The sequence below is a fragment of the Nitrosospira sp. TNL200 genome, assembly GCF_055386305.1.
Genome location: NZ_AP041003.1, coordinates 2,479,978 through 2,505,535, shown reverse-complemented (window position 1 = coordinate 2,505,535; position 25,558 = coordinate 2,479,978). Strand labels below are relative to the sequence as shown.

General features: G+C 55.7%; 23 protein-coding genes. 9 read left to right on the top strand and 14 right to left on the bottom strand.

The window, feature by feature from the left end:
• Positions 1 to 45: 45 nt before the first annotated feature.
• Positions 46 to 2,874 (top strand): aconitate hydratase, encoded by a 2,829-nt coding sequence (locus tag ACZ5CE_RS11325; RefSeq protein ID WP_464575018.1) that lies wholly within the window; start codon positions 46 to 48, stop codon positions 2,872 to 2,874.
• Between the two features lie 36 nt (positions 2,875 to 2,910).
• Here the strand turns inward: ACZ5CE_RS11325 and ACZ5CE_RS11320 are convergent, their stop codons facing one another.
• The 9 genes from ACZ5CE_RS11320 to ACZ5CE_RS11280 form a co-directional block, all read right to left on the bottom strand.
• Complete coding sequence (locus ACZ5CE_RS11320) at positions 2,911 to 3,828, bottom strand: Crp/Fnr family transcriptional regulator (RefSeq protein ID WP_464575017.1); 918 nt, start codon at positions 3,826 to 3,828, stop codon at positions 2,911 to 2,913.
• A 206-nt stretch (positions 3,829 to 4,034) separates the two neighbouring features.
• The gene (panC, locus tag ACZ5CE_RS11315) at positions 4,035 to 4,859 is read right to left on the bottom strand and encodes a pantoate--beta-alanine ligase (protein ID WP_464575016.1); all 825 of its coding nucleotides are present in this window, start codon (positions 4,857 to 4,859) and stop codon (positions 4,035 to 4,037) included.
• 24 nt (positions 4,860 to 4,883) lie between these two features.
• Complete coding sequence (panB, locus tag ACZ5CE_RS11310; protein ID WP_464575015.1) at positions 4,884 to 5,675, bottom strand: 3-methyl-2-oxobutanoate hydroxymethyltransferase; 792 nt, start codon at positions 5,673 to 5,675, stop codon at positions 4,884 to 4,886.
• A 157-nt stretch (positions 5,676 to 5,832) separates the two neighbouring features.
• Complete coding sequence (locus tag ACZ5CE_RS11305; RefSeq protein WP_464575014.1) at positions 5,833 to 6,474, bottom strand: deoxynucleoside kinase; 642 nt, start codon at positions 6,472 to 6,474, stop codon at positions 5,833 to 5,835.
• Between the two features lie 3 nt (positions 6,475 to 6,477).
• Positions 6,478 to 6,978, bottom strand: a complete 501-nt coding sequence (gene folK / locus ACZ5CE_RS11300; protein WP_464575013.1) for a 2-amino-4-hydroxy-6-hydroxymethyldihydropteridine diphosphokinase — start codon at positions 6,976 to 6,978, stop codon at positions 6,478 to 6,480.
• A 12-nt stretch (positions 6,979 to 6,990) separates the two neighbouring features.
• The gene (gene pcnB / locus ACZ5CE_RS11295; protein ID WP_464575012.1) at positions 6,991 to 8,394 is read right to left on the bottom strand and encodes a polynucleotide adenylyltransferase PcnB; all 1,404 of its coding nucleotides are present in this window, start codon (positions 8,392 to 8,394) and stop codon (positions 6,991 to 6,993) included.
• Between the two features lie 135 nt (positions 8,395 to 8,529).
• Positions 8,530 to 9,312, bottom strand: a complete 783-nt coding sequence (locus tag ACZ5CE_RS11290) for an ABC transporter ATP-binding protein (RefSeq protein ID WP_464575011.1) — start codon at positions 9,310 to 9,312, stop codon at positions 8,530 to 8,532.
• A gap of 87 nt (positions 9,313 to 9,399) precedes the next feature.
• Positions 9,400 to 11,463 carry an ATP-dependent DNA helicase RecG gene (gene recG / locus ACZ5CE_RS11285; protein WP_464577499.1) on the bottom strand — a complete coding sequence of 688 codons (2,064 nt, stop codon included), beginning with the start codon at positions 11,461 to 11,463 and terminating at the stop codon, positions 9,400 to 9,402.
• 50 nt (positions 11,464 to 11,513) lie between these two features.
• Positions 11,514 to 11,903 (bottom strand): Rid family detoxifying hydrolase, encoded by a 390-nt coding sequence (locus ACZ5CE_RS11280; RefSeq protein ID WP_464575010.1) that lies wholly within the window; start codon positions 11,901 to 11,903, stop codon positions 11,514 to 11,516.
• A 414-nt stretch (positions 11,904 to 12,317) separates the two neighbouring features.
• On the opposite strand from ACZ5CE_RS11280, the gene murA reads away from it, so the two are divergent.
• Positions 12,318 to 13,568 (top strand): UDP-N-acetylglucosamine 1-carboxyvinyltransferase, encoded by a 1,251-nt coding sequence (gene murA / locus ACZ5CE_RS11275; protein WP_464575009.1) that lies wholly within the window; start codon positions 12,318 to 12,320, stop codon positions 13,566 to 13,568.
• Positions 13,569 to 13,642: 74 nt separating this feature from the next.
• On the opposite strand, the gene ACZ5CE_RS11270 is transcribed toward murA, so the two are convergent.
• Positions 13,643 to 14,497, bottom strand: a complete 855-nt coding sequence (locus tag ACZ5CE_RS11270; protein WP_464575008.1) for a formylglycine-generating enzyme family protein — start codon at positions 14,495 to 14,497, stop codon at positions 13,643 to 13,645.
• Positions 14,498 to 14,782: 285 nt separating this feature from the next.
• Between ACZ5CE_RS11270 and ACZ5CE_RS11265 the strand changes: the two genes are divergently transcribed.
• Entirely contained in the window at positions 14,783 to 15,109 is a 327-nt protein-coding gene (locus tag ACZ5CE_RS11265; RefSeq protein ID WP_464575007.1) for a hypothetical protein, read from the top strand.
• A 78-nt stretch (positions 15,110 to 15,187) separates the two neighbouring features.
• On the opposite strand, the gene ettA is transcribed toward ACZ5CE_RS11265, so the two are convergent.
• Complete coding sequence (gene ettA, locus ACZ5CE_RS11260; protein ID WP_464575006.1) at positions 15,188 to 16,852, bottom strand: energy-dependent translational throttle protein EttA; 1,665 nt, start codon at positions 16,850 to 16,852, stop codon at positions 15,188 to 15,190.
• Between the two features lie 688 nt (positions 16,853 to 17,540).
• On the opposite strand from ettA, the gene ACZ5CE_RS11255 reads away from it, so the two are divergent.
• Both ACZ5CE_RS11255 and ACZ5CE_RS11250 read left to right on the top strand, forming a co-directional pair.
• Complete coding sequence (locus ACZ5CE_RS11255; RefSeq protein ID WP_464575005.1) at positions 17,541 to 19,094, top strand: DUF7868 domain-containing protein; 1,554 nt, start codon at positions 17,541 to 17,543, stop codon at positions 19,092 to 19,094.
• A 3-nt stretch (positions 19,095 to 19,097) separates the two neighbouring features.
• Positions 19,098 to 19,832: a DUF2182 domain-containing protein gene (locus ACZ5CE_RS11250; protein ID WP_464575004.1), complete on the top strand. Its 735-nt coding sequence runs from the start codon at positions 19,098 to 19,100 to the stop codon at positions 19,830 to 19,832.
• A gap of 228 nt (positions 19,833 to 20,060) precedes the next feature.
• Here the strand turns inward: ACZ5CE_RS11250 and ACZ5CE_RS11245 are convergent, their stop codons facing one another.
• Positions 20,061 to 20,234, bottom strand: a complete 174-nt coding sequence (locus ACZ5CE_RS11245) for a hypothetical protein (protein WP_464575003.1) — start codon at positions 20,232 to 20,234, stop codon at positions 20,061 to 20,063.
• A gap of 390 nt (positions 20,235 to 20,624) precedes the next feature.
• Here ACZ5CE_RS11245 and ACZ5CE_RS11240 point away from each other — a divergent pair, with 390 nt between their 5' ends.
• Positions 20,625 to 21,683 (top strand): ISNCY family transposase, encoded by a 1,059-nt coding sequence (locus ACZ5CE_RS11240; RefSeq protein WP_464575002.1) that lies wholly within the window; start codon positions 20,625 to 20,627, stop codon positions 21,681 to 21,683.
• 17 nt (positions 21,684 to 21,700) lie between these two features.
• Here the strand turns inward: ACZ5CE_RS11240 and ACZ5CE_RS11235 are convergent, their stop codons facing one another.
• Complete coding sequence (locus tag ACZ5CE_RS11235) at positions 21,701 to 22,456, bottom strand: glutathione binding-like protein (protein WP_464575001.1); 756 nt, start codon at positions 22,454 to 22,456, stop codon at positions 21,701 to 21,703.
• Positions 22,457 to 22,697: 241 nt separating this feature from the next.
• Here ACZ5CE_RS11235 and djlA point away from each other — a divergent pair, with 241 nt between their 5' ends.
• Positions 22,698 to 23,471 carry a co-chaperone DjlA gene (gene djlA, locus ACZ5CE_RS11230; RefSeq protein ID WP_464575000.1) on the top strand — a complete coding sequence of 258 codons (774 nt, stop codon included), beginning with the start codon at positions 22,698 to 22,700 and terminating at the stop codon, positions 23,469 to 23,471.
• Between the two features lie 33 nt (positions 23,472 to 23,504).
• On the opposite strand, the gene ACZ5CE_RS11225 is transcribed toward djlA, so the two are convergent.
• Positions 23,505 to 24,251, bottom strand: a complete 747-nt coding sequence (locus ACZ5CE_RS11225) for a hypothetical protein (protein ID WP_464574999.1) — start codon at positions 24,249 to 24,251, stop codon at positions 23,505 to 23,507.
• A 198-nt stretch (positions 24,252 to 24,449) separates the two neighbouring features.
• Between ACZ5CE_RS11225 and ndhC the strand changes: the two genes are divergently transcribed.
• Complete coding sequence (ndhC, locus tag ACZ5CE_RS11220) at positions 24,450 to 24,887, top strand: NADH-quinone oxidoreductase subunit A (RefSeq protein WP_464574998.1); 438 nt, start codon at positions 24,450 to 24,452, stop codon at positions 24,885 to 24,887.
• A 113-nt stretch (positions 24,888 to 25,000) separates the two neighbouring features.
• Positions 25,001 to 25,555, top strand: coding sequence for an NADH-quinone oxidoreductase subunit B (locus tag ACZ5CE_RS11215; RefSeq protein WP_464577498.1), 555 nt, complete (start codon positions 25,001 to 25,003; stop codon positions 25,553 to 25,555).
• The last annotated feature ends 3 nt before the right edge of the window (positions 25,556 to 25,558 follow it).

Below are 25,558 nucleotides of genomic sequence, written 5' to 3'. Positions count from 1 at the left end.
GCTTCCTGGGGCTTGCGGCCCCGCTAATTTTTGAAGGAATATTCCGTGACGCATAATCTGTTTGATACTCTCAAGGAGCTTGCTCTTCCAGGCGGCAAAAACACGAAATATTATTCCCTGCCCGCGCTGGAGGCGGCCGGCTTCACCAAAGTTTCGCGACTGCCGGTTTCGATCCGCATCATTCTCGAGTCGGTTCTGCGTAATTGCGATGATATAAAGGTTACCGAGGCTCATGTGAAGCAGCTCGCCAACTGGCAGCCCAGCGGGGCGCGCATGGAAGAGATTCCGTTTGTTGTATCCCGCATCGTTCTCCAGGATTTCACCGGAGTTCCCCTGCTGGTTGATCTTGCGGCAATGCGCAGCGTCACGAAAAGGATGGGCCGGGATCCAAAGGTGGTCGAACCGCTGGTGCCGGTTGATCTTGTGGTCGACCATTCGGTGCAGGTCGACTACTATGGTAATGACGATGCGCTCAAGCTCAACATGGAAGTGGAATTCCGCCGCAATCATGAGCGTTACCAGTTCATCAAATGGGGCATGCAGGCGTTCGATACGTTCAGGGTGGTGCCTCCGGGCATCGGAATCGTCCATCAGGTGAATCTGGAATATCTCGCCCGAGGCGTGCATCAGAAAGAGGGTGTGGCGTACCCGGATACGCTGGTAGGGACGGATTCGCATACGACCATGATCAATGGCATAGGCGTAGTGGGATGGGGTGTCGGAGGGATAGAGGCGGAAGCGGGTATGCTGGGCCAGCCCGTCTATCTTTTGACCCCGGACGTGGTGGGTGTGAATCTTAGAGGACGCCTGCGCAATGGCGTTACCGCTACCGACCTGGTATTGACGATTACGGAAATGCTGCGCAAGGCTAATGTGGTGGGACAGTTCGTGGAATTTTTCGGCGAGGGGACCGCTTCATTGACAGTACCGGACCGTGCAACGATCGGCAACATGGCGCCGGAATATGGAGCGACGATGGGTTTTTTCCCGGTGGATGATAAAACCATCGAGTATTTCAGGAACACGGGGCGCACCAGGGACGAGGTTGCCGCGTTCGAGTCCTATTTCAAGGCACAGGAACTGTATGGCGTTCCACGGGGGGGCGACATCGATTACACCCGTGAACTCGAACTCGACCTGGATACGATTACACCCTCTCTGGCGGGGCCGCGGCGTCCGCAGGATCGTATCGAGCTTGGCAGCATGAAAACCCGGTTTTCCGAGCTTTTTTCCAAGCCTGCCGCCCAGGGTGGCTATGGCAAAAATGCCGAGGATCTGGAGCGGCGCTATCCTGTGCGCGGCTGCGGGGATGCCGTGAGCAAGGAGGCGGCCGATGGTGAAGCCCAGGAAAAGGTTCCTCTGCAGCCGGGAAGCGCGAGGAATATTGCCGAGATGATTGCTAATCGCCCCCTGATGGATACGGATGAAAAAGTATGCCTTCCCAATGGACCAGTCGATCTGAGGCATGGCGATATCCTGATTGCGGCAATTACATCCTGCACGAATACATCCAATCCCAGCGTATTGATCGCAGCCGGATTACTGGCGAAAAAGGCGGTCGAGCGGGGTTTGACGGTAAAGCGCCATATCAAGACTTCTCTTGCGCCCGGATCGCGCGTGGTGACAGAATATCTTTCCGCCGCCGGATTGCTGGCCTACCTGGAAAAGCTCGGCTTCAATCTTGCGGGCTATGGCTGCACCACTTGCATTGGCAACTCCGGCCCGCTTTCGGAGCCTATCGAAGAGGCTGTGGTCGAGAATGATCTCGTGTGCGCGGCGGTGCTATCCGGCAATCGCAATTTCGAGGCGCGGATCCATCCCAGCATCCGGGCAAATTTCCTTGGTTCTCCTCCGCTGGTAGTGGCGTATGCACTCGCCGGAACGATGCTCAAGGACCTGTCTTCGGAACCATTGGGTCTGGGAAAAGACGGCAAACCGGTATGGCTCAGCGATATCTGGCCAAAAGATGAAGAAATCCAGGAATTGATAAAATTTGCAGCGAATGCGGAAACATTTCGCCGGCTCTACAGTAACCTTACCAGGAATCATCCCTTATGGAACGATATCGCTTCAATAGCCGGGGATACCTATGACTGGCCGGCCTCCACTTATATAGCGGAGCCGCCTTTCTTCCAGGATTTTTCGATGAAGTATGCGCAGCCCGGCAATATATCGGGAGCACGCGTCCTGGCCATATTTGGAGATTCGGTGACCACCGATCATATCAGTCCTGCGGGAGCGATCAAGGATACCTCGCCCGCAGGAAAGTATCTGCTTTCAAGCGGCGTGGCGAAGATGGATTTCAACAGCTATGGCGCACGCCGCGGCAATCACGAAGTCATGATGCGAGGGACTTTTGCCAACGTGCGTATCAAAAACATGATGATCCCCGGCAGCGAAGGCGGGATTACGCTGCACCAGCCCGATGGTCGGCAGATGAGCATCTTCGATGCCGCGATGCAATACCTGGCTGACGGCGTGCCAACGCTGGTATTCGGGGGTGAGGAGTATGGCACCGGCTCAAGCCGGGATTGGGCGGCAAAGGGCACGCAATTGCTAGGGGTAAAGGCGGTTATTGCCAAGAGCTTCGAGCGGATACATCGAAGCAATCTGGTGGGCATGGGTGTATTGCCGCTTCAGTTCAAGGATGAAAATGACGCGCAATCGCTCGGCCTTCGGGGCGACGAGCAATTCGATCTCTCGGGGCTGAAGGAGATTCGGCCACAGCAGAACGTGAAGCTCGACATATCCCGCAAGGACGGTTCGCGGCAAACAGTCGACCTGCTATGCAGGATAGATACGGCGATCGAGGTCGAATATTACAGGCACGGGGGGATTCTTCCCTACGTACTCAGGGAACTCATGGCTTCCTGAATTTCCTGAAGAGGCCAGGTCGACAAGCCGGGCTACTCAGCTTGAACCAAAGTCAGGGGAGGGCGATATTTGGTTTCCAGCCGAGCAGTCCGGGGCTCTCCACAGTTTACGGACCATCGTTCTTTCTCTCCGCCTGCCTTTCGTGCCGCCCCATGGGCCATGGACAGCACTTCGATGAGTTCGCCTGGTCCACAGCAATCGCTCATACTCTTTGTTGACCACGGAATAACATTCGCACACGGATTTCTTCAGTTTTTCGTGCTCAAACACCGTGATGTGGCCACGGCTGTACCGGATGGCGCCGGCGGTCTGCAACTTGAGCGCAGCCTGAGTCACGCTCTCTCGACGCACTCCCAGCATGATCGCAATCTGCTCATGCGTCATTTGCAGTTCACGTCCGGATGACCTGTCGAGGCTCATCAATAGAAAACGGCATAGCTGCTTCTCCACATTGTGATGACGGTTACATACCGCGTTCTGCGCCATCTGCGTCATGAGCGCCTGGACGAAATGCAGAGCCAGCTGTTGCAGAAAGCCTTGCCGTTCAAATTCCATTTTCAGTATCTTTTCCTTTATTCTGTAGCCATAACCGGGGGCTTGAACCACTATTCCCGGGCTGCTGCCTCCGCCGAGGAGCGACGAGATGCCGGTGAATCCCTCGCTGCCGACAATGGCCAACTGTACCGATGCACCATTTTTTACTTCATATAGCGGTGCAACGATGGCGCTGGTCGGAAAATACACATAAGTTATCGGGGTCGCGGCTTCATGTATGAATTGCCCAGGTGACATCCTGACATGTTCGAAATAGGGCTGCAGCCGCTTATAGTCTTCCGCAGGGAGGGCGGCGAGCAGGCGGTTATTCCTGGGGCTTTCGAAAAGAAACATCTCCTTCTCAATCTGGTGCATTTCTTCGCGGTGGTCCGGTTGGTTGGCCTGATTCTTTACAAGCACTTACCATGCCAGAAATAAAGATGAGAAAATACAATGAGTTGAGCGGGAAAGATTTATTTAGGGGCAAGTTTTGTTGCCCTTCAGCAACATGCTGATCTTCTCCCTGGATAAGTTCTTGAAACCAAACATTTCATGTCTGTCGTCAAAAGGTGACGCCTATCGAATTCCATCCATTTTGCCGGGTCAAACCCCGTAATGCTGTTCGGCTAGACTTCGAGATTGTCAATCAGTCTGGTCTTGCCCAGCCTGGCCGCCCCCAGTACCACCACGCGCTCGTTACCGGCCTGGGCTGGAGCGAATGTATTTTGGTCTCGCACTGCCACATAGTCGACCTTCCAGCCGTGCCGATCGAGGACGGCCGTCCCGTTTTCCTCCAACTCGCGAAAGCTTGTATTGCCGCTTTTTATTTCCTGCCCAAGTTGACGCAATGTCTGATATAGCCGGGGGGCCTGGCATCGCTCCTCGGGAGCGAGGTAGCGGTTCCGTGAACTCAGGGCAAGGCCATCCGGCGCTCGCACCGTATCGGCGGCAAGGATTTCGATTGGCAGATTCAACTGCTTTACCATTTCGCGCAGGATATGTAACTGCTGATAGTCTTTTTTTCCGAATACCGCCACCTGGGGTCCGACGATATTGAAAAGCTTGAGCACAATCGTGGAGACGCCGCGAAAGAAGCCCGGCCGGAATTCGCCCTCCAGCGTGTCTGCCATAGACGGGGGATCCACCAGGAATTCCTGAAGGGCGGGATATAAATCCTTTTCTCCAGGAGCAAAAACCACATCAACATAATGGTTTTGCAGAAGACGGTAGTCTTCCTCCAGTGTGCGAGGATACCGATCGAAATCCTCCGTCGGTAAAAATTGCAGCCGGTTGACGAAAATGCTTGCGACTACAAAACCGGTTTTTTGCCGCGCGGCGCGGATCAGTGCCAGGTGGCCGTCATGCAGGCCACCCATCGTGGGCACAAAGGCGATTGAAGGTTGTTGCCTGAGACGGCTTCGCAGCGAGCCGATGGTAGTGATGATTTCCATGCCGCGGCACGTCACCCCGGCAGATCAAAAAGCATGTTCCGGCCCTGGAAATTCGCCGTTCTTTACCGCCTTGACGTAATTTCGCACCGCCTCGTGGACGCCGCCGGTTCCGGCCAGGAAATTTTTCATGAATCTGGCCTTTTTCCCGGAATAGATTCCCAGCATGTCATACAGGACCAGAACCTGTGCCGAGCAATCCATTCCGGCGCCGATGCCGATGGTGGGGATGGATAGCGTTTCGGTAACCTGCTTTGCCAGTACCGCGGGAACCACTTCCATCAGGAGCATGCCCGCACCCGCTTGTTCCAGGCTGACGGCATCCTCCAGCAATTGCTTTGCCTGAAAGCCGGTCTTGCCTTGCAGCTTGTAGCCACCCAACTGATGGACTGACTGAGGAGTCAAGCCGATATGGGCGCATACCGGGATGCCTCTGCGGGTGAGAAATTCAACGGTTTCCGCCATGATGCAGCCGCCCTCGATCTTGACCATGTTTGCGCCCGCAGCCATGAGTTCGGCGGCATTTTCAAACGTATCCCCGGGTGCAACCTGAGAGGTGCCAAATGGCATGTCTGCCATGATAAATGCCCTGCTGGAGCCTTTTTTTACGCAGCGGGTATGGTAGATCATATCTTCCAGCGTCACCGGAAGCGTTGTTTCCTCGCCTTGCAGGACATTTCCCAGCGAATCGCCCACCAGAAGGATATCGACGCCGGCATCTTCCAGCAAGGTGGCGAAACTCGCATCGTAACAGGTAAGGATAACTATTTTTTCACCATCATCCCGCATTTTTTGTAGCGTGTCCTGTGTAGTGCGCATACATGGCTCCTGCATAACTCGTCAAATAGATCTTGAAGCGAAACGGATATTGGCTTCGCCGTTGCCGGACGCCATTTCGTGCCTCGCTTCAACCGAACTTCGATTCTTCAAGTCCGACCAGACTGCTAGCCTGTCGTCCCGATATCCGGAGTGCCGGTCAGACTCCCTGGTCGAAGTACTCGCGCCGACTTCGCATTACGTTGACGCGCTCCAGCAGTAGCCGGAAATTCCCCGGGTTGTCCACCAGATTGAGATTTTCGCTATTGATGATCATCAAGGGCGCATCTTCATATTGGTGAAAAAATCGGGCATAGCTGTCGGCAACCTGCCGAAGATAGTCTTCGGAAATATTTTTCTCGAAGGGGCTTCCCCGCCTTTTCACCCGCCCCATCAGCGTCGGAACGGATGCCTGCAGATAGATCACAAGATCTGGCGGTCGCTGCCTGGACTGTAATTGATGGAAGATTTTTTTGTATAGATCGTATTCGCTGTCACTTAGCGTGAGCCTGGCAAATAGCGGATCCTTATCCAGAAAAAAATCGCTTACGATGGTGCTCGCAAACATATCCATTTGCGTTAAGCCCTGAAGCTGATTGATGCGCTGAAACAGGAAAAATAATTGCGTCTGCAACGCGTGACGCGGCATGTCTCCGTAAAATCTGTCCAGAAACGGATTTTCCTCCGGTTTTTCCAGCAATGTCTGCCCGCTCAAGTGAACGGCCATGCGCCGCGCCAGGCTGGTTTTTCCCGCTCCTATGGGACCCTCGATTACAACGTAGCGGCAATCTTCCAGCTTCACGGCCTATGTCCGTTCGATTTGCTGGTCTTTGCATAATGCCAGCAATTGAGCAAGGGGACCATGCCCATCGATGTGACAATCCGGCGCAATTTCCAGAAGGGGCTGCAACACGAATGCGCGTTGATGCATGCGTGGGTGTGGAAGGATAAGATCGGGCTCATCACTTTTTATGTGATCATACATGAGAACATCCAGATCGAGTGTTCTGGGAGAGTCAGGATATTCACGTATTCGGCCATGGCTGCGCTCGATTTCAAGTAGAGCCGCGAGCAGTCCGCGGGGTGAAAGGGCGGTCGCCATTTCTACCACCGCGTTGATAAAATCGGGTTGATCGAGCCGCCCAACCGGGGTGCTGCGATAGAGAGAAGAGCGCCGCAGCACGCGGCTGGAAGGAAGCTCCGCCAGCTCCTCGAATGCGCGTCGAATCTGGGACACCGGATCATCCAGATTGCTGCCGAGCGCAATATAAGCCCGTGAGACAGGGTTGGGGAATGGGCATGCCATGGAATTATTTCGCTATTCCCGTATTTCGCCTTTATTCCGCAACGCCGGCTCGCCGGCGGAAGCCGGCTTCTTTCGGGCGCGGCTTCTTTTACGCTTCCCGGGCGTGTCGTCCTTGAGCAGCATGGCTTCGCGCTCCCTCGGATCGACCCGCTGAAATGCTTCCCACCACTTTCCCAATTCCCTATCCAGTTCGCCGCTTTCGCACCGCAGAAGCATGAAATCGTACGCAGCGCGGAAGCGGGGATTCTCCAGCAGCCGGAAGGGCCTGCGGCCGGATCTCCCGATAAAGCGTGGCTGGATGGCCCAGATCTCCTTCATGATGGCGTCATACCTATGAGGAATGGCAAGCTTCTTGTTCTGGATCGCCAGGACGTCGCTCATCGCCTGATGCAAGGCGGGAATCACTTTTTCCCCTGTGCGCTGGCGGGCATCCCACGCCGTAAGCACTTCATGCCATAATAGAGCTGCGAACAGAAAGCCCGGAGATACCGGTTTTTCTTCGCGTACCCGCTGATCGGTATTCTCGAGCGCGAGCATGATGAAGCGCTCGCCCAGTGGCTGTTCCAGTATCGCGTCCAGCATTGGCAACAGGCCGTGATGCAGGCCACGCCTGCGCAAATCCAACACGCACGCCGATGCATGCCCGGATAACAGCAGCTTCAGCATTTCATCGAACAGGCGGGATGGCGGCACATTCTGTAGCAGGGGAGCGAGATCGGCGATCGGCGCCGCAGTGCCGGCATCTATCTGCATGTCGAGCTTGGCTGCCAGCCGGACTGCTCGCAGCATGCGGACGGGATCTTCGCGATAGCGCTGGATCGGGTCGCCGATAATGCGCAGGCGCTTCGCCTCGATATCCTCATAGCCGTCCAGGTAATCCCAGATCTCTCCCTTTACCGGGTCGAAAAATAAGGCATTTACGGTGAAATCACGCCGTCTCGCATCCTCTTCCTGGCTGCCGAACACGTTATCGCGCAGCAGGCGCCCGTGTTCATCGGCATGTACGTGGGGGGCGCCATCGTTATCCTCGCCGAGGGGCATGCTTCCCCGAAATGTTGAAACTTCCACGGTTTCCGGGCCGCACATCACATGCACCAATCTGAAACGCCGCCCTATGATGCGCGAGCGCCGGAAAATCGACCGCACCTCCTCGGGCGTGGCGTTGGTAGCGACATCGAAATCCTTGGGTTCCAGCCCCAGGAGTACGTCACGAGCGGCTCCGCCTACTACAAAAGCGGCATATCCTGCTTCCTGCAGTTCCGAAGTGACTTTCAATGCGCAAGAGCTGATATGGTCCCGTGTTATCCGATGCTGCCTGCACGAAATGATTCGCAGCCCGGAACTGGATGAGCTGGAAAGGGGAACAGGGGCAGCAGGTTTGCGGTTGAAGACGCGGTGAAGCAGTTTACGAATCATTACGAAAGTGGAGGACCTCTGAATAAATGCGGTAGATATCGAGAACCAGGAGAATCAGGATAGCGATATGCTAAAGATGCGGAAAAGCGACCAAGTTAGGAAATTCTCAAGGATTTCCTGAAGAAATCGGCTGAATTATACACTGGAGACAGATCCCGGCAGCGTGTGCCGCCGTGGCTCCCTCACAAATTCCTCCATGCTGCATTGATAAAGCGCTTCGAGATTTTCCCGATTGAGGAGATCTTCAGCACCTCCCGCAATAATTTGCCCGTTTTCGAATATCATCAGGACGTGGTCGCAGAAGCGGCTGGCCCATCCTATATCGTGGAGCACCATCATGAGGGCGCTGCCTTGCCTCCCCAATTCCTTGAAAAGCTGCATCACGCCAAGTTGATGCCGCAGGTCGAGGTGTTGCAAGGGTTCATCCAGCAGGTAATATTGTGGCGATTGAGCAAGCAGCAAGGCAATACGCGCACGTTGGCGTTCCCCGCCGGAAAGCGTGCCAAGGGGCCGGTGGGCGACATCGGCCAGTTCCATCCGTTCTATGGCTTTAAGCGCAATGTCACGGTCGGCCGACCGCCAGCCAAACAGGGTATCGGCGTAGGGATGCCGTCCCAGGAGCACGTATTCCCGCACGTCTCCCCAAAATTCCCCGGGTTCTTCCTGCAGCAGCATGCCCAGATGACGGGCAAGATCCCGGCGGGACCAGTTTTCAAGCAGCTTGCCTCCCAGACTGATGAGTGAGCCGCCATCCCCGTTTGCCTGCCGCAATCCCCCCAACGCATGGATCAAAGTAGTCTTTCCGCAACCATTGCGGCCGAGTATGGCCCAGCATTCGCCCGGATTGACAGTCAAATTCAAGTCGTGACAAAGTAATTTATCGGGGTATTTCAGCGTCAAATTTCTGGTTTGCAGCATCACAATATGTCTCTTCGCAGCATGCGCCTCCCGCCACGGTGCGGTTTCGAGATCACGACTGGGTATCGATGGACGTCACAGGTATTTTCATGCCCTCAGGTATTCGCTTTTTTTCCCGAGCCACCGCTGAAGATGCCGCTGCGCGGCATAAGGATGCTCGCGGAGGAGCTCGCTCGCCGCGGTTTGCGCGGCGGCAAGCAAATTCCCATCCTGTTCGAGGTTGGCAAAGCGCAGCATGGGTACGCCACTTTGGCGCGCTCCAAGAAACTCGCCGGGTCCCCGCAGCTTCAAGTCCTCATGCGCGATCTCGAAGCCATTCGCATGTTCGAATATGATTCTAAGCCGTTCCCGCGCGATGGGCGACAAGGGTTTCTGATATAGCAGTATGCATATGCTTGCCTCACCACCGCGTCCAACCCGGCCTCGCAACTGGTGCAACTGCGACAAGCCCATGCGTTCGGCATGCTCGATCACCATTAGCGACGCGTTGGGCACATCCACGCCCACTTCAATTACGGTTGTTGCAACCAGTAGTTGAGTTTCACCTTTCCTGAATGATTCCATCGTTGCCGATTTTTCCCGCGCGGAGAGGCGGCCGTGCACAAGACCGATTTTCAGCTCGGGAAATGTGGCCGCCAGTTTGCCATGCGTCTCCAACGCGGTCTTCAGCTGCAAAGCCTCGGATTCCTCGATCAGCGGACACACCCAATAGGCCTGTTTTCCCGACCGGCACGCCTCGCGTATGCGGCCTGTTACTTCCTCGCGGCGTTCATCGGCAACCAGCTTGGTCACCACCGGGAATCTTCCTGGCGGCAGCTCGTCTATTACCGAGACATCCAGGTCGGCATAGTAGCTCATCGAAAGGGTGCGTGGGATTGGGGTAGCGCTCATCATCAACTGATGCGGTACCATTCTGGCTGCTGTACCCTTCATTCTCAGCGCCAGCCGCTGATGCACACCAAAACGATGCTGTTCATCGACGATGGCAAGCCCAAGCCGATGAAACTCCACATGCTCCTGCACCAGCGCATGCGTACCGATCGCCACCGATGCACTCCCCTGGGCGATGCTGGCGAGCATATTTTCCCGCTGTTTTGGTTTCTGGCTTCCAGACAGCCACGCAATCATCAATCCGCGCGGGGCAAAAAGCGGATCCAGCCAGCCGGAAAATTTCTGATAAAGCTGCTCGGCAAGAATCTCGGTAGGAGCCATCAAGGCGGCCTGGTAGCCGTTTTCAACAGCGGCCAGCACGGCCAACGCGGCAACCACCGTTTTGCCGCTGCCTACGTCACCCTGCAGCAACCGCTGCATCGGATGCCCGGTGACGAGATCCTTCCTGATCTCTGAAAAAGCGTTCTGCTGGCCGCGCGTGATCTGGAAAGGAAGCGATTGCAGCAGCGCCGAGGTCAATTCTTTCTTTTCGCGCAGAACGGGGGCGCTGCCGCTGCGGCGCTGCTGGTAATGCAGGCGCATGGAGAGCTGCTGCGCCAGCAACTCATCAAACTTGATTCGCTGCCAGGCCGGATGGGTGCGCTGCTGCAATAATGCTATTGACGCTTCGGGAGGAGGATTGTGCAAAAAGAATACGCTGTCCCAGAAACCGGGAAGCCGATGGCGTTTCAACAATGCCTCCGGCAATGTTTCCAGATCTTTCTGCTGCTGGTTGTTATCGGCGATCTGTTGCAGAGCCTGCTGGATCAGTCTGCGCAGGGTTTCGGAGGAGAGGCCCGCCGTGGATGGATAAACCGGCGTCAGAGTTTTGGGCAACGGCGTATGCTTATGTATTATCCGGCACTTCGGATGCACCATCTCGACCCCGAAAAAACCGGAGCGGATCTCTCCCAGCAGTCGAACGCGGACACCTTTGGAATAAGCTTTTACCTGGCTGCCATAAAAGTTGAGGAAACGCATGAAGAGGGTACCACTGCCATCCTCCACCTGGCATACCAGCTGGCGTCGCGGGCGAAACAGGATTTCGCTGTGCGTGATATTGCCTTCGACTTGAACTGCCTTGTTCAGAGGAACATCCCCGATGGGATAGAGGTGAGTTTCGTCATCGTACCGCAGCGGCAAATGCAGCATCAGATCGAACTCATCAGCAATGCCAAGCTTGGCCAGTTTCTCCTGTGTTGCCTGGTGGATGGCGCGGATAGCGGGAGGTCCGGCCGCTCGATGGCCGGAATCCTGCCCGGCATTGCCCTTCACCCCGGCAATACCATCACCGCATCCATTTCCACCAATGCACCGCGCGGAAGCGCCGCCACGCCTATCGCAGCCCTGGCGGGATACGGTTTATCGAAGTAGCTTGCCATGGCGGTGTTGACCTTTTCAAAATTGGAAAGATCCGTCAGATAGACATTCAGCTTCACGATATCGGACAGGCTTCCTCCACTGGCTGTTGCTACAGCTTTCAGATTCGATAGTACCTGCTGTATTTGCCCCTCGATCCCGGCCACCATCTGCATCGAGGAAGGATTCAGGCCGATCTGCCCGGAAAGATAAACCGTATCCCCTCCATTTACGCGAATTGCCTGAGAATAAGTTCCTATGGCCTGGGGTGCATCGGGGGACTGGATTGTCTGTTTTTTCATCTGATTTCCTTAAGAGTATATAAATTGTGCCAAACTTGAGCCGCCCGCCAGTAAATCAGGACGGATAAATACGAAGCCGAGGAGTCCAGTTTACGATATGATGGCGGGAACGACAGGTTTTCAGTCGATAATCAAAGTGCTAGCCCCGCGTGATCCTATCGGATCCTGTCTGCCCGTATCTCCTGAATTCCGAATTGTAATCCAGGTCGATCTCATCAGTCTTTCCAAATGAGAACCCATGTTCGACGTCGGGAGCCGAGGGAGTTTTTTGTGGGAGACGGCAGATAGGGAAATCCCGAATTTGTTCTCGCGGCGCCACGGCGCAACAGCGACGCGGAGGAAGCCGGTCCCGGCGCCCCAGCGCGCCCGGCCGGATTGTACGCGCCAATATAACCTGACAACTATTTTGTAACCATGCAAAAACTCATCATTCAAGGCGGGATGCCCATCTATGGCGAAGTCCGCATTTCCGGGGCCAAAAATGCGGCATTGCCCATTCTATGCGCGTCGCTGCTCACCGCAGATATGCTCACAATCGAAAATGTTCCCTATTTGAACGATGTGATCACCATGCTGAATCTCCTCGGACAGATGGGTATCGGCATTGAGACGGAAAAAGAAAGAACGACGCTGACTGCGGCGCATCTCAATCATCTCATCGCACCGTATGAAATGGTTAAAACGATGCGGGCGGCAATCCTGGTACTGGGACCCATGCTGGCGCGCGCGGGGGCGGCAAAAGTGTCGCTGCCGGGTGGCTGCGCGATTGGCTTGCGTCCGGTGGATCAGCATATCAAAGGCTTGCAGGCCATGGGAGCCGAGATCGAAATCGAGCATGGATATATCCACGCAAAAGCCAGGCGGTTGAGCGGCGCCCATATCGTTATGGATATCGTTACCGTTACTGGCACTGAAAACCTGATGATGGCCGCCACGCTGGCCGATGGAACCACGATAATCGAAAATGCCGCGCGTGAGCCGGAAATATCGGATCTCGCCAATTGCCTCATCGCGATGGGTGCAAAAATCCACGGGGTCGGGAGCGATATCATTACCATCGAGGGGGTGGAGACATTGCATGGCGCGACCTATAGAGTGATGCCGGATCGAATAGAAACCGGAACATTTCTGATCGCGGCAGCCGCAAGCGGCGGGGAGATATACCTCAAGGAGACTCGACCCGATACCCTGGATGCAGTGCTCGACAAACTGATGGAGGCTGGCGCGGCAATCGAATCGGGACCAGACTGGATTCACCTCAAAATGAAACATGCTCCCAAGTCCGTCAATCTGAGGACTGCGCCTTATCCCGCTTTTCCTACGGACATGCAGGCGCAGTTCATGGTATTGAATAGTGTCGCTACCGGGACCGCAATCATTACCGAAACCATATTTGAAAACCGCTTCATGCATGTGCAGGAATTGAAGCGGATGAATGCGGATATCAAGGTGGAGGGGAACGCAGCCATCGTATGCGGTGTCGCCGCGCTGGATGGCGCAGCCGTCATGGCGACTGACTTGCGCGCTTCAGCCAGTCTTGTGCTGGCCGGATTGATCGCCAGGGGGGAAACCGTCATCGACCGCATTTACCACCTGGACCGCGGATATGAATTCATCGAGCAGAAACTGTCCATGCTGGGCGCAAGAATAAGGCGCGCAACCTGATTTTCTTCGGGTGGGCTTCGTCGGCGCTCAATAGCTGCTTCGGAATTTTTACCGCTACTGCCGCAGAAAGTGCTTCAGGGGAGGGTGATGGCCAGACGAAATCCGAGATAGCGCATGCGTTTGTTCGTCTCGAACCAGTTGCACATTCCGGCACGCATATCCTGCGGCCGATGGTTCCATGATCCCCCGCAGAATACCCGCCGGGTGCAGTTACCGCTCCTGCAGGCATCCGTCCATTGCCAGACATTTCCCATCATGTCGTATAAACCGAAAACGTTGGGTTTGAAGCTGCCCACGGGAGCGGTTTTTTTATTATCCCACTCGCTTCCGCATCCGTCGCAATTGGCATGATTGCGTCCGATGTCGTTTCCCCAGTAATAGTCGGAGGTGGTTCCGGCACGCGCGGCGGTTTCCCACTCCTGTTCGCTTGGCAGACGGTAGGCTTTACCCGTCTTGTGAGACAGCCATTGGATATAATTTTGAGCATCGTTCCAGCTTACGTTGATCACCGGCCGGTTTCCTCGTCCCCACCCATTGTCCGATGGCTGATATCCTCCACAACCGCCATCCGCAACGCATGAATCCCATTCCCTGAAAGTTACCGCAAATTTGCCAATTGCAAACTTGTTGCCGGGAATGGGAATGATTTCCGGGCAATCCGGGCAGCTGTCGAGTCCGCGCAACGCTTCTCCCGGGCCGGACCGCGTTCCGTTCCCCAGATTCTGGTCCCGTTCCTGCTGCGCCACCAGGTGGACCGGTTCGGCAGTCTGGATTCCGGTGGTGTTTGCAGGCGCGGCTATGCCGGCTGGCAATTTCGCATCCGGAGAATCATTTTTGTGATTGCCCATGAGACTGGGCGAATAGGCGTGCACTTCGGAAAGATGCATTATCAGGATCGGTGCGAGAAGGAGGCAATAAACTGATTTCATGAACTGCTTTACAAAAGTAGTAGGCAAGCTGATAGTCGGCTATATTGATTTAACGTAATCCGCGGCGAAGCAGAAGAGGCTGCGCAGGCAGAGTCCAATCCGGATGGCAAGTGCCGCAGGGAAAAGGCAATCCTGATCCGGACGCGGCCGTGGATGATGAATACATGTCCCTGCGGGATATCCGCAGTTATTGTTGTGCTATGTGTGTTAACGCACCGTATTTTTCATTGATATAAGCCTATTGTTACAGAAGCAGTTTAATGGATCAATCAACGGGAGACTACCATGAAATCTTGCTCAATCTCAAAATCGAGGTCACTGTTTTTGGCGGGGGTATTCATGTTCGGCGCCACCGTGGGAGTGGCTCAGGCCAATGGAGTGGTTCAGACCAAGGAGTGCGATATGCCGGATGAGATTGCTGCGGGCGATTCCGCTGCCGTCAGGGCCGATTGCCCCCCCGATCAGGAAGCAATGAAAAAGAAACCGAAAAAATACAAGGCAAACCCGGATAATTCCCGGTATACCACCGACGGCACTGAACGGTTCGATGATGGCGGCGATAAAGGGCAGGACTACTCAGGTACCGGACCCAAGCGCGAAGGCCGCTATTAGCCCGGACAGATCCGGCAGGGTGTATCCTCACTTGCCGGACCCGCTTTTACCGTCATTAAAAGAATAACCCAGCCAACGTCACCGGTTGATCGGCTTGTATCGAAGGCGCTTGGGCTTCGCACCTTCTTCGCCCAAGCGTTTCCGCTTGTCGGCTTCGTATTCCTGATAGTTGCCGCTAAAGAAGGCAACCTGGGAATTTCCTTCGAACGCGATGATATGCGTGGCGATACGATCCAGGAACCAGCGGTCATGCGAGATGACGAGCACGCATCCGGCGAACTCGAGCAAGGCGTCTTCCAGCGCGCGCAAGGTTTCCACGTCCAGGTCATTCGAAGGCTCGTCCAGCAGCAGCACGTTGCCGCCGGAAATAAGCGTCTTCGCCAGATGCAGCCGCCCGCGCTCGCCGCCAGAGAGATTGCCCACCAGCTTTTGCTGGTCCGCGCCTTTGAAGTTGAAGCGCCCCAGATAGGCGCGGGCAGGTGTTTCATATTTGCCCACTGTAAGGATGTCGTGGCCTCCCGAAATCGTATCGAATACGGTCTTGCCGCCTTCCAGGATATCGCGTGACTGATCCACATGAGCGATCCTGACTGTCGCTCCCACCGCTATCTCTCCCGAGTCGGGCTGTTCCTTCCCGGTTATCATGCGAAACAGCGTTGACTTGCCCGCGCCGTTCGGCCCGATGATGCCGACAATGGCTCCGGGAGGAATCTTGAAGCTCAAGCCGTCGATCAGCAGCCGTTCGCCATAGGCTTTCGAAATATTCCTGAATTCGACGACCTCATTGCCCAGCCTGTCCGCGACCGGGATAAAAATTTCCTGCGTCTCGTTACGCTTCTGGTATTCCTGCGAGTTGAGTTCCTCGAAGCGCGCAACCCGCGCCTTGGATTTTGCCTGCCGTCCCTTGGGGTTTTGACGCACCCATTCGAGCTCCTTGTGCAGCGCTTTCTGGCGTGCTGATTCGGTCGCTTCCTCCTGTTTGAGCCGGTTTTCCTTCTGCTCCAGCCATGAGCTGTAGTTGCCTTTCCATGGAATGCCATGCCCACGGTCAAGCTCCAGAATCCACTCCGCGGCATTATCCAGGAAGTAGCGATCGTGCGTGACGGCCACGACAGTACCGGGAAAACGCGTGAGGAACTGTTCCAGCCATTCCACCGACTCGGCGTCCAGATGGTTGGTCGGTTCGTCCAGCAGCAGCATGTCAGGCTTGGACAACAGGAGCCTGCACAGGGCAACCCGGCGCTTTTCGCCACCGGAAAGGTTTTTTACCACTGCATCCCATTCGGGCAGGCGCAGCGCATCCGCCGCAATTTCCAGCTGTTGCCCGGCATCGCCTCCGCCAGCGGCGATGATGGCTTCCAGGCGAACCTGTTCGGAAGCCAGCACATCAAAGTCCGCGTCCGGCTCGGCGTAAGCCGCATAAACGTCCTCCAGTCTTTGCTGCGCGCCGAATATTTCGCCCAATCCTTCCTGCACCGCTTCGCGTACCGTCTGCGCTGGATCGAGCTGCGGTTCCTGCGCAAGATAGCCGATGTTGAGATTGGGCATGGCGGTGACTTCCCCCTCGATCTCCTTATCCAGTCCAGCCATGATTTTTAGCACGGTGGATTTTCCCGACCCGTTGAGTCCCAGCAGGCCTATCTTCGCGCCAGGAAAGAAGCTGATGGAAATATCTTTGAGAATCGTGCGCCGCGGGGGAACGATTTTGCTTACGCGATTCATGGTAAGAACATATTGGGCCATGGCAGGGTGTAGGTCTGTGAATGATAAGCGCGCAAGTTTAACGTATGAGGTTGCTCATATGAAAACTTTGCCTCCTCAGAGACAGTAAATCGGGTAATTTGGCTGATCAACCTCTGAAAAATCCAAGATAACACAAACCGCCTGGCGGGCCTGCAGGGAGCAGGTTGCTTCAGTAACAACATAGTTAATTCATAATTGACAAAAGAGATAGATCAGGCGTAATCTTTGCCATGAGGTCCAGCAAAGGTTAACCATTTAACCTTTGCCGCCCGAATTTCTATTGTTCTTGCGAGTGAAATATGGGGCCGTGCCTGATTCAACTTCGCCGCAGATACAAACTCAGCCAGATCTTGGGCGAACTGTGCGGCGTTTCCAAAGCTGCCGGTTTCCCAATGGGAAACCGGCAGCGCACGCCGGAAATAAAAAAGCTACTCGAGCTTCGGTTGCAGCTCGATTTTTCTTCCGACTGGTTGCTCACCGGAGAAAGAGATCCTCACTTGATGCACGGTGGCAACTTCTAGAGGCATAGAAAAGGTGGAGGACATGAAAAAATAACTGCGTTGGCGGTATTTAAGTGAACCGCGGTGACGACGTATCGTTTCTGGGCTCCAGTCTTGGGCGGGATACCGCCGGCCGGTGATTGTGCGGTTAAATCATAAAGTGACAAGTTTAGAAAGCAGAGGAGAGAATGGCTATCTATACACGCTCGAACGCTTGGAATAACGGCGGCACTTTCACCAATAAGGATCTGCTTTGGTATGCCAAGGGGGTTCAAGCGATGCAGGCGCTTCCGCTCGACAACTTAAATAGTTGGTGGTCATTCGCCGCCCTCCATGGCGAGTACATCACGGATCCTTCATTTCCAGGCTGGGGTTACTTGCCATCACCGCCCGCGACGCCGACAACTCCGCAACCGCCACAGAGCATCCAGGATAAATACTGGAATCAATGCCAGCATCAGAGCTGGTATTTTCTGCCATGGCACCGCGGCTACCTGATCGCCCTGGAGGCGCAGATCCGGGCGGTGGTGAAGGCTGCTGGCGGCCCGTCGGACTGGGCGCTACCCTATTGGAATTATTTCGGGACGAATGAGAGCAGCATTCCCCCGGCTTTCATCGCGACAACACTGCCCGACGGCAGCCCTAATCCCCTCTTTGTCAAAGCCCGTTACGGCCCGCTGGGCAACGGGAATATTTTCGTGCCGATTCCGCCGGTTAGCCAGAGCGTAATGTCCAATGACCTGTTCACCGGTTCGGACACGAAAACCGCTAAGCCCGGGTTCGGCGGACCGAAAACGGGATTCAACCATGGAAGAGGGTTGAACGGCAACCTGGAATCCAATCCGCACAATCAAGTACACGGCGCTGTCGGGGGGAGTCTGCCGAACGGCACGTACGGTCTGATGAGCGATCCGGGTATTGCGGCACTCGATCCGATCTTTTATTTGCATCACTGCAATATCGATCGCATGTGGGCTGTTTGGAACCAGGCCGGAAATAAGAATTCCACCGATCCAGCTTGGCTCAACGGTCCTGCTGCGTCGGGCCAGCGCGAGTTTGTGATGCCGTTGCCTACCAACAGTTCATGGGTGTACATTCCTAGCCAGATGGATAGCCTGAGCAAGGTGGATTACACCTATGACACATTGCCGGCACTGGCCCCGACCGTTAATATGCTTTCACAACGGCTGTACCGCCTGGGAGCTGTCGCCGCGGCGGCAAACGTAAAGGAAGAAGAGCCTGTGGACCACGGAGCGGAAGAGGAGCTGTTGGGCGCAAACGAAGGCGCCTTGCCCATCAAGGGCGCGAGCGCCGCAACTACAGTCAAGCTTGCGCCGCGGGTTCGGGCCAAGGTTATCGCGAGCCTTGCCGCCCCATCCGAGGCCGCCCCGCCCGATCGAGTCTACCTGTACCTTGAAAATGTTCGCGGCACCCAGGACGCCGTGTCGCTCAATGTCTATATCAACCTGCCAGAAGGCACCAATCCGTTCGGTCATCCCGAACTACTGGCAGGAACCGTCGGGCTGTTCGGGCTTCGCCTAGCCAGTCGAACGGATAAGGGGCATTCCGGCGATGGTCTAGATTTCAACCTCGAAATCACTGACATCGTGGATACGCTGCATCTGAGAAACCAGCTCGACACCGATTCGATCCACGTCACCATCCTGCCCCAACCGCCGGTTCCAGATAGTGGAGAGGTTACTGTCGGGCGGGTCAGTATTTATCGCGAAGGGTCGAAGTAGCCGATGACATATGAAGCACGGGAATTCGCACGAGTGCGCTATTCTGTGCTGCTGCTCACCGCAGGGACATGGATTCTCCTGATTGTGCAGCCGCAGGGCATGGCAGGACATTCGCACCCCCATACCTTGAATTTTGCCACGGCGCTAACGCTGGCTGCGGGCTGGGCGCTGATGTTGGTGGCGATGATGGCGCCGTTGCTCATTCCTTCTATTCAATACGTGCGGCAACGCAGCTTCAAGCACCGCCGAGCGTGCGCCGTGGCGCTCTTCGTTGCGGGTTATGGAGCGTTGTGGATGGCCGCTGGGGCCGTAGTGCTAGCAATCGAGACCACCGTCAAACTGCTGGCCCCGATGTCGTTTTTGCCGGCAGTAGGCGTGGCGCTGATTGCCGTGGTGTGGCAGTTTTCGCCTATCAAGCAGCGGGCTCTCAATCGCTGTCACCTGCATACCGAACTTGCCGCATTCGGCGCTACCGCCGATCTCGCCGTGCTGCGTTTCGGTTTGGCGCACGGAGTCTGGTGCGTGGTTTCCTGCTGGGCGTTGATGCTGTTCCCTATGTTGCTGCCATCGGGGCGCCTGGCCGCCATGGCCGCGGTGGCATTCCTTATTTTCAGTGAGCGGTTGGATCGGCCGATGCCGCCGTCCTGGCGATTTCGCGGATTGGCCAGCGTGAAACGAATGGTAGTGGCTCGCGCACATATTCAGTCCACGGGCCCACGCACAGGTTCGCACGCTTAAGCGGCGTTTTGCGAGGATGACATAATTGCCAACGGTCACTAGGCGCGCTTCATCTCCTATGTCGGACCGGAGCTGATAGATCAGCGGATTTTGGCTTGTCTCGCGGAACCTGACGCGAATCTCCTGGATGAAAGTCATCACACGGTGTGGGTTGTCCTGGGTGATGGTGATATACCCGGCGATATCGTTCAGATCGCTATCAACGAAGCGGGAGAGCTCCAGTCGCATTTATTTTGCCATGCCTGAAGCATCGGCGATTGCCTGATATTTGTGTTCAAGGCGGTCGAGCGCCTCATCGGCGACGATTCCTGGCGTCTTGTCACGCAGCGCTTCCTGCCAAAGTTTCCGCAGTCCCGTGATTCCCTGCTGGCGCAAGGCGCGTTTGTTTGTCCAGTCACGCACCGCATCACGGATGACTTCGCTGCTGCGGCATGTTCGCCCATCGCCACGGCGTTACGGTTAATGGTTACCATTTCCGGCGGCAGGGCAATACTGGTCTTCTCGACAGTGGCCTTTCGGCACCTCCTGATAGAGTAGGAATAATTCTACCAAGATAGCAAAAATGACGAGCAGTGGCGGTTGAATCCCTGCCATGCGAATTGCCTCAATAAAAAAGTAACCGAAGGAGTGGATCAAGAGGATACGTTGCCTCAAATTGCCGGTAACCGGACGAATAGGGGTTATCGACATGGGCAAGCATGAGAAACGGGTTTATCTTGAGGCAATACGCAAGCGTTATCGTCAAGCCAGACGTGCTGACAAAGGCAGGATTCTGGATGAATTCAGCTCGGTATGCGGTTATCAGCGCAAGTACGCCATCAGGCTTTTGAGTCACAGGCCTGTCAAACCGGCGGGGCGTCCTGGACGCCCTTCGCAATCAATCAGCCGGTACTGCTGGCGGTACTGCGCAAGCTATGGCTTGCAACCGATCAGATGTGCAGCAAGCGTCTGGTAGTTGCCATGCCGCTGTGGCTGCCCCACTATGAGACGCGCTTTGGCGCCCTGGACGATCCTGCCCGAGCGAAGCTTGCAGGGATTTCGGCCGCCAGCATCGATCGTCTGCTTAAACCAATCCGGGTCCAGCACCCCAAGGGGTTATCCGGCACCAAGCCAGGCACGTTGCTGAAGAATCAGATTCCGATACGCACGACGCATTGGGATATCACGCTGCCTGGTTTCATGGAAGCCGATACCGTGGCCCATTGCGGCAACAGTCTGGCCGGTGATTTTGTCTGGAGCCTCACCTTGCCTGGTATCCTCACCGGCTGGACAGCGTGCCGTGCCACCTGGAACAAGGGTTCAATCGGTGTGCTGGAGCAGATCAAAACCATTGAGCAGGCATTGCCTTTTGACTTGCGTGGATTTGATTGCGATAACGGGAGCAAGTTTCTCAATCATCACTTGCTGCATTATTTTTCCGAGCATCCAGCCAAGCCCGCCTTCACCCGTTCGCCCTATAAAAAGAACGACAATGCGCATGTCGAGCAAAAGAACTGGCCGCATGTGCGGCAGTTGTTCGGTTATGAGCGTTTCGATAATCCTGGACTGACAACGCTGATGAACGCCTTATACGCCAAAGAGTGGAGCCAACTCCAGAATCATTTCTACCCGACACTGAAACTCAAACACAAGGAGCGCAGCGGTGCGCGCTATCGCAAAGAGTATCATCCACCCAAAACGCCATATCAGCGCGTCATGGACTGTGACAGCGTGACAGACGATATCAAGTCAAGACTGCAGGCACTGCATGAAACATTGAATCCATTCGATCTGAAACAGCAGATCGATGCTAAATTGCGTCACATCTTTTCTATCGTCAAAGTTACCTCAATTATGAGGCAACGTTCCTGACCTTCGGTATCCTTTTGTTATGAGGCAATGCGGGGATCGATTTTCCGGGCACCCGATCCCGAAGTGGCCTGGGCCAGCCTTTCGCCATTATCCCGGGTGTCATAAATATCGATTGCCTGGCGTCCCTGCGCGGCCTTGGCCATGCGCGCACGGATCTCGTCAGCCATGGCGTTGTTGCGCCGTACCGCTGGGCGGGCTTCCATGCTTTCGAACCAGCGCGTGAAATGGGGGTAGCCGGTTTCTCCAATGCCGCGCTCGGCATGCCTCTTGCACCAGGGATAAGTGGCAATGTCGGCGATGGTGTATTCATCGCAACCGAGCCAGGCGGATTCCGCCAGGCGATTGTCCAGCACCCGGTATAGCCGCAGCGCCTCGTTGTTATATCGATCTCGGGCGTACCGGTTGTCATTGGCCTGATTATTGAAATGGTTTGCCTGGCCAAACATGGGCCCGACATGCGCTACCTGAAAAAACAGCCACTGGAGCGTATCGTAGCGCTTGCGCCGGTCGGCCGGTAAAAACTTTCCAGTCTTTTCAGCGAGATAAACCAGAATGGCGCCGGATTCCATCATGGTGTAGCGCCCGCCTTCAAGGCTGTCCGTATCCACGATGGCGGGAATTTTGTTGTTGGGATTGAGTTTCAGATGTTCGGCCTTGAACTGTTCGCCGGTTCCGATATCCACGTCGATATGTTTCCATTCAAGCCCGGTTTCTTCCAGCATGATGATGATTTTTTGGCCGTTCGGGGTGGGACTGGAATGCAATTCGATCATGGATTTCTCCTCGGTAGAGTGCTATGGAGAATATTACACCCCCTTCCTTTTGCCGCACACCAGACGCCAGGGAGGGCTCTCGCCTTGCGCCGCCGTCCTTGCTGCCCGTGTTGTCTTGTGCATGCCTGTAAATACTAAATCCGCAATGCCTGCAGGGATTGCTGATATCATTTTGCAGCCGGAAGGCTCAGGACTTCCTGGGTGCAAAGGCCCGAGTTCATAATCATCGCGGGAACCTCCCTTGTTCAAGATAATTGGAATTTTTCTAGGCTATTACTTCCTCGGTATTTTCGGCGCATTCCTCGGATATATCGTGGGAAGTTTCATCGACCGCTACCGGGCCTACGGCGCAGGGGCGATCAATCCTCTTACGAGCGCCCAACGGCAGACCGTTTTCGTTGAAACGGTTTTCATCCTGATGGGGAAACTCGCCAAGGCGGATGGACGTATTTCCCAGGACGAAGTTTCCCATGTCGAAAACTTCATGGCAAAGATGGGAATGTCCTCCGAGCATCGGCGGCTGGCAATAGCCCTATTCAAGCAGGGAGCGGAGCCGGGGTTTGACGTGGAGCCGAAACTGAATGAGTTCATGGCGGTTTGCGGGCATACGAACAGCCTGAAGCAAATGCTCCTGGTTTATCTCATTGTCATGGCATTGTCCGACGGCGTGCTGAATGCGGCAGAGGAGGGCATGCTGAAAAGCTTTGCCTCTCATCTGGGATATGACCAGCTGGCCTTCAGGCAACTGCTGGACATGGTGTTGAGCCAGTCTCATTTCGCGGGAGGCCAGGCGACCTCCGCCGATGCGCTGGATGAAGCCTACAAGGCGTTGGGCGTCACTAAGGAAAGCAGCGACCAGGAGGTCAAGCGTGCCTACCGCAAGCTGATGAGCCAATACCATCCGGATAAATTGATGGGCCAGGGTGTTCCGCAGGATATGATCAACATGGCTACCGCGCAGACCCAGGAAATACAGACCGCCTACGAGTTGATCAGGAAGAGCCGGGGGATGTAGGCCCGGTTGAAATATGGCCAGTCCGGCCGGGATTCAGAATGGCTGGTGGGCGTCCGGCGGGCAATTGCGCAGGCGGTTATTCACATGGTTATAGGATAAAGGCGAGTCGATCGCGCGGTGAGCGGTTATCGCACCCTTCATCAAGCGTTTCCAGAACTGTTTCATTTCCTCTTCCACCCAAAGCTTCAGGCCGGCCTGAGCATCGGCCTGTGTGCGATAATAGCGCGGCTGGGAAAATACCTGGCGCAGCGGGCCTTCCAGCAATTTCGCGCCGGCCCGGAAATGGGACTTCCATGCCGACACATGCTCCATTTCGTGGTCGCGCACAACGCCTTTTCTGCAGGTTTCCTGAAGCTCCCTGGCGAGATAGACCCGCATCGACGAAAATCCCATTTCCACCGATACATCCGGCAGCGCGCACACCTGTCCGTCCGGGTCAATATGCCACCTGGGCATGAACTGGTAGCTGAATGCCGGTTCGGCATGCGTCAGGCCATACACGTGGTGATACGGGTCGCTGGTCTTGCCCGATAGCGATCTGAGAGCTTTCACTGTCTGCGAACTATCTTCCGTCGGGACAATATCCGTGTAGGTGGCCGCTATCCTGACCGTATCGCCCAGTTTCCGGCAATTGGCCTGGTATCCCTGGTTTTTATCCGAAGCCGAGCCATCGTTTGTCCAGAACAGCACCATCGCACAGAGAAAAAAGTCGATTGCCTGGATTCCCGGCTTCCGGTCAGCCATGATCTCTTCGCTGGAAAAATAAGGTCGGGTTTTCATGCGGGTGCGAACGGCAATTAGCTGATTACCTCCGGCCGGTCGCTACAGGCGACGGTTGTGCTGGATTTTCGCGGTGTTTCATATGTTGCCTACCGTACAGAAGGCGTGCGAGGGATTGGAAAATACTTGTTCGCTACTGCTTTACCGGGCTCGCCAGGAGTGAAGGGGCGAGGGGTCCGATCCAGAGGAGCCTGATCCTTGAATACTCCCGCCGCGCAACCCACCGAGATCTGGCCCCTGGCTGCCTATTTTCTTCTCGTCTTCGCGCTTCTCGCGGGGATTCTCATGCTTTCCCATGTTATCGGTGAGCGGCATAAGGCAGGAGCGGCAGATGAGCCGTTTGAATCCGGCATCCTTGCGGTTGGTTCAGCCCGGCTGCGACTGTCCGCCAAATTCTATCTGATCGCGGTGTTCTTTGTGATCTTCGATGTGGAGGCGGTATTCCTTTTTGCATGGGCTGTTGCTCTGCGCGAACTTGGCTGGACCGGTTATATCGAAGCGGCAATCTTTATCGGCGCCCTGGTTGCAGCACTTGTTTATTTATGGAGGCTGGGAGCCCTGGACTGGGGTTCCAGCGGACGGCGCTTCCCTGGACGCCATGGACGAAGGGAGGATGAACGATGCGATGGTCGTTAACCGCGGCAGCAGAATCGACCGGACCAACCCGGCCCGGGGCGCGAGATGAGCCAGCACCGCGGGCTTCCACCAGCCACAGTGATCATGGTTTTGGAGGAGATGGGCGGCGCAGCGTGCTGCTGGCGCGGCTACAGGATCTTGTCGCGTGGGGCCGCAAGAATTCTGTATGGCCTTACAACTTCGGCCTCTCGTGCTGCTATGTGGAAATGGCCACCAGCTTCACCAGCAAATATGACCTTGCGCGGTTCGGTTCCGAGGTGCTGCGCGCCTCGCCCCGGCAGGCCGACCTGATCGTCATTTCCGGCACCGTATTCATCAAGATGGCGCCGGTGCTCCAGCGGCTTTACGAGCAGATGCTGGAACCCCGCTGGGTCATCTCGATGGGTTCCTGTGCCAATTCAGGCGGCATGTATGATATCTACAGCGTGGTCCAGGGGGTGGATACATTCATTCCTGTAGATGTTTATGTTCCGGGTTGTCCGCCTCGCCCCGACGCATTCATGCAGGGTCTGAACCTGCTGCAGGATGCGATCGGCAAGGAAAGGCGGCCATTGAGCTGGGTCATCGGTCCGCAAGGGATCGAGCGGTGGGAGCGGCCATCCCAGCGGGATCTCAACAGGGACGGCCGAATGCGCCAGACCGCGTTGCGCAGTCCCGATGAGGTTTGAGCC